Consider the following 4,691-nt stretch of genomic DNA (forward strand, 5'->3'; position numbering starts at 1 on the left):
GCCGCCGTACCGCCCGTGGCCAGCACGTCGTCGACGAGCAGCACCCGGTCACCCGGCTGGAAGGCGTCGGCCTGTACCTCGAGGGTGGCGGTGCCGTACTCCAGGTCGTAGGTACGGCTGACCGTCTCCCCCGGTAGCTTGCCCTGTTTGCGGATGGGCACGACACCCACCCCCGTGCGGTAGGCGACCGGGGCCGCCAGCAGGAAGCCACGCGCCTCGATGGCCGCCACGACGGTGGCGCCGTAACCGCCCGCGGTCGTGGCCAACTCGTTGATGACCACCGTGAAGGCGTCCGGTGTCCCCAGCAACGGTGTGATGTCCTTGAAGACCACCCCGGGCTGGGGGAAGTCGGCGACATCCCGGATGTGGGCCCGCAGCACGTCCGCGGCGGTGGCGCCGGCCGCGGACAGGCCGCTGGTGGTGCCGGTGCCGGCCGGTCCGATGGTCGTTTCGGCTGGTTCGATGGTCGTCACCGCCGTTTTTTACCGCTGGGACGGCCTTTGCGGCCAGAACGCCGGGCCGGTGTCGGACGGCGGCCCGCGGCGGGCCGTGGCGGCCGGACGCCGGCGACGGCCGGTTCACGGCCGCTGGCGGGCTCTCCACGTTCACGCTCGTCAGCGTCCGAGGGGGTGGTCGCGGTATCGGAAAATCCGCTTCCCGGCCCCTGGCCGGCCGCCGCGGCCCCGCTGTCGGATACGCGACCACCGACGGCGGCCGCCGCCGCGGCCCTCGGCTGCCTGGCGGGCTCCCGGGCGGCCGCCGCCCGTACCCGGGCCACCCGCTGGTCGAGTGCCCTGACCGCCGGCTCGTTCTTCTTCAGGTCGACCAGCAGCGGAGTGGCGAAGAACAGCGACGAGTAGGCGCCCGAGGCGATACCCACGAACTGGGCGAGGGCGAGATCCTCCAGGGTGCCGGCGCCGAGCAGACCGGCGCCGACGAACAGCAGCGAGGCGACCGGTACGAGCGCGATGAACGAGGTGTTGAGCGAACGCATCAGGGTCTCGTTCAACGCGTCGTTGGTGGCCTCCGCGTAGGTGCGCCGGCTGGTCGTGCTCATGCCGGCGGTGTTCTCCCGGACCCGGTCGAAGACGACGACCGTGTCGTAGAGGGAGAACCCGAGAATGGCCAGCAGCGCGATGACCGTGGACGGGGTGACCTGGAAACCGACCAGCGAATAGACGCCCATCGTGATGACGAGGTCATGGATGAGCGTGGTCATGGCGGCGACCGCCATCTTCCACTCGAACCGGACCGACAGGTAGACCATCACCAGCACCAGGAAGACCGCAAGCCCCTGCAGCGCCTTGCTGGTGATGGTCGACCCCCACGACGCGCCCACCGTCGAGATGTCGATGTCGGTCGGGGCGACCTCGAAACGCTTCTCGATGGTGTTCTGCAGCGCACTGGCCTGCTCGGCGGAGAGGGTCGGGGTCTGCACCCGCAGTTGCTGGGAGGTGTCGAGCTCCTGGATGACCGAGTCGGCCGGGTTGACGCCGGCCGAGGACAGGGCCTCCTCGGCCACGGCGACCGACCTGCCGCCGGACGGGAACTGGAACAGCGCCCCGCCCTTGAAGTCGATGCCCAGGGAGAAGCCCCGGATCAGCATGCTGGCGACGCAGACGATCAGCAGGAACGCGGAGAAGGCATACCAGATCCGGCGGCGGCCGACGAAGTCGACATGGGACTGGTTGCGGTAGAGCCGGCTGGCCCAGGACATCGCCTACTCCCCCTGCGCCGTGCCGGACGAGCCCGGCCGTGACGGCCGCGAACCGCGTGCCGAACGAAGATCGCGTGATCCCTGCTCGGGGCCACCGGCGGCGTCCGCCCTCGCCGTTCCCCTGCCGGCGGCGGCCTGGGCGGGGGTGGCCGGGGCCCGCTCCCGCTTGGCCAGGCGGGCCGGCGCGGGGCCGGCCGCGGCCGGCTGGCCACGGACTGCCGCGACGGTGAGACCGGAGAAACGGCTGGTGGCAAAGAACGGCCTGCGCACGAGCAGGGTGACCACCGGTCTGGTGAAGATGAACATGATCAGGACGTCTATCAGAGTGGACAGCCCGAGGGTGAAGGCGAATCCCCGGACGGAGCCCACCGACAGGATGTAGAGCACCGCGGCGGCGAGGAAGGAGACCGTGTCCGCGGAGAGCATGGTCCGCCGGGCCGACGGCCAGGCCCGTTCGGTCGCCACCCGCGCGGTGCGGTTCTCGCGGACCCCGTCCTTGATGCGTTCGAAGTAGACGACGAACGAGTCCGCGGTGACACCGATGGACAGGATCAGACCGGCGATCCCGGCCAGGGTGAGAGTGAACCCGATCCATTCGCCGAGGAGCACGACCGAGGCGTACACCAGCACCCCGCTCACCGCCAGCGAGCTGAGCACGATTATTCCGAGCGCCCGGTAGTAGACGAACGAGTAGAACGTCACCAGCGCGAGACCGATGACACCGGCGAGCAGGCCGGCGTTGAGCGAGTCCTGCCCCAGGGTCGGGGAGATCGACTCGGCGCTGGACTGCTCGAAGGCCAGCGGCAGGGCGCCGTAGCGCAGCACGTTGGCGAGATCCTGGGCGCTGGACTGGGTGAACGAGCCCGAGATCTGCGCGTCACCGGCGATCCGGTCGTTGGTGGTCGGGGCGGACTGCACCACCCCGTCGAGCACGATCGCCACCTGCTTGCCGAGTGTCTTCTCGGTCAGGCTGGTGAACTTCGCCTGCCCGCTGCCGGTGAAGCTGACGTTGACGACCCACTCGCCGGTGCTCACCGAGGTGGTGCCGCCGGAGCTGGCGAGCCCGGCCGTTGCCGACTTCACGTCGGTGCCGATCACCGTGGCGGGCATCAGCAGGTACTTGACGGCGCCGGAACGGTCACAGGCGGCCACCCAGTCCGTCGGCCGGTCGGTGGCGGCCGCCTGGCTGCGCACGTCCGATGGGGCGCAGGTCAGGCTTTCGAACCGGGCGACGACGTCGGCCGGTGGCGTGTCGGCGGCGGGCTGCGCGGGCTGGCCAGAGGCCGCCGGGGGTACCGCGGCAGGGGGCGTCCCGGGGGCCGGTGACGCCGAGGCGGCCGGTGCTGGCGCGGCCGAGCCGGCCGGGGCCGTCGGCGCGGCCTGGGCGAGCAGACCGGAGCCGACCACGTCCGGCCGGGTGGTGGTGGACGGGGACGCAGCGGTGGCGGCGGGCGGAGCGGACGCGGCGCCCGGTGCTCCGGGCACCGGAACCGTCGGGGTGGCCGTCGGAGTGGCCGGAGCGGCCGGTACGGCGGCCCCGGAGGTGTAGACCTCTCGGAAGCGCAGTTCGGCGGTCTGCCCGACCAGTTCGACGACATCGTTGCGGCCGCGGCCGGGAACCGAGATCTCGATCTGGGTGTTGTTGCGTTTGACCTCGGCCTCGGCGACCCCGAGCCCGTTGACCCGCTCCCGGATGATGTCGACGGCCTTGTTGACCGCGCCACCGTCGACGCCCTTACCGGGCTCGGTCGACCGGGGCGTGAGGATCACGCTCGTCCCGCCCTGGAGGTCCAGGCCCAGCTTCGGCGTCCACGTGGACGTCAGCGCCATGGAGCCGTAGAGCAACACCACGATGCCGAAGAGGAGCCCGATCCGGGACCAGGCGGGGCTCAAGGCCTTACGCCGTCGCCCTGACCCTCGTGCCAACGGATATCCCTTCGTCACGCGCCGTCGCGCTCATACCACTTCCTGCTGGACTTCCTGCTGGACATGCCCACTGGACCTGCCCGGTGGACGGCCGATCCGGCCACGACCGGTGGAACCGGCGTGGACTGAGACTGATCGTCACAGTGTGGACCTGCCGTCACGGTGGGACGGCGCCGACCACGCCCACGGCCGGATGCCGACCGCACCCAAGGTATCGGCCCAAGGTATCGGAACGACTGTCATGCCGGAGGCGTTCCGATACCACATTTGTAACGCCGATATCCGCATGTTCGTCGAAGCGGACGCCGACCGGCTCCAGTGGGGGCCGGTGCCGGTCGGCCTGCCGTTTACCGCCCTGGCGTCCCTTCCCCGGGATCCTCGGAACCGCTGGCGTCCGGCCGCCGCTGGCCACCGGTTGTCTCCCCGCCGCCGGTCGTGTCGACCTTCTTGGTCGTGTCGACGGGCCCCCGGCCCGTGCCGTGGTCGTCAGCCGCCCCGGCGTCCTCGTCCCGGTGGCCGTCTTCCTCGTCGCCGTCATGGCCACCGTCAGAGCCACCGTCATGATCAATATCATGATCGTCGTGGTGTGCCCCGTCCTCCCCCACCGGGGAGACGACCCGCACGACCGCGGAACGGGTGAACCGGCAGACCACGTCCGGTGCCACCTCCAACAGCACGTCACTGCCCTCGACCTCGACCACCGTGGCGTACAGCCCCGCGGTGGTCACGACCAGCGCCCCCGGCGCGAGCGAGGTCAGGACCTGCTGCTGGGTCCGCTGCCGACGCCGCTGGCTGACGACAAAGAAAACGACGAGCGCCAGCAGCAGGATCAGGGGAAACAACCCGCCGAACCCACCGCCGCCGCCGTTCTGGGCCACATCCTGTGCGACCACGATCACCTGCACGTCCACGTCCTCCCATGTTGTGCGGCCGATGGTACGTACCGGCCGCGGGGCTGCCGGCGCCAGGCCCCGCCGGAGCGCGCCCAGCCGACGCCGACGAAGAGCGGCGAAGGAGCCGCGGCGCCGGGAGAACCGGCGGGCAGCCG

4 protein-coding genes are annotated in these 4,691 nt (G+C 71.0%); all 4 read right to left on the reverse strand.

Features of this window, described 5'->3' with window-relative positions; translation table 11 throughout:
- On the reverse strand, positions 1-443 hold a 443-nt coding region (locus FrCorBMG51_RS10100), incomplete at its 3' end, for an adenine phosphoribosyltransferase (protein ID WP_047223049.1).
- A gap of 26 nt (positions 444-469) precedes the next feature.
- Positions 470-1,717: a protein translocase subunit SecF gene (gene secF / locus FrCorBMG51_RS10105; RefSeq protein ID WP_047222830.1), complete on the reverse strand. Its 1,248-nt coding sequence runs from the start codon at positions 1,715-1,717 to the stop codon at positions 470-472.
- A 3-nt stretch (positions 1,718-1,720) separates the two neighbouring features.
- Positions 1,721-3,643 (reverse strand): protein translocase subunit SecD, encoded by a 1,923-nt coding sequence (gene secD / locus FrCorBMG51_RS10110; RefSeq protein WP_420848597.1) that lies wholly within the window; start codon positions 3,641-3,643, stop codon positions 1,721-1,723.
- A 347-nt stretch (positions 3,644-3,990) separates the two neighbouring features.
- The coding region (gene yajC / locus FrCorBMG51_RS24985) for a preprotein translocase subunit YajC (protein ID WP_338052729.1) at positions 3,991-4,691 on the reverse strand (701 nt) is incomplete at its 5' end.

The sequence above is a fragment of the Protofrankia coriariae genome, from assembly GCF_001017755.1.
Classification (GTDB): Bacteria; Actinomycetota; Actinomycetes; order Frankiales; family Frankiaceae; genus Protofrankia; species Protofrankia coriariae.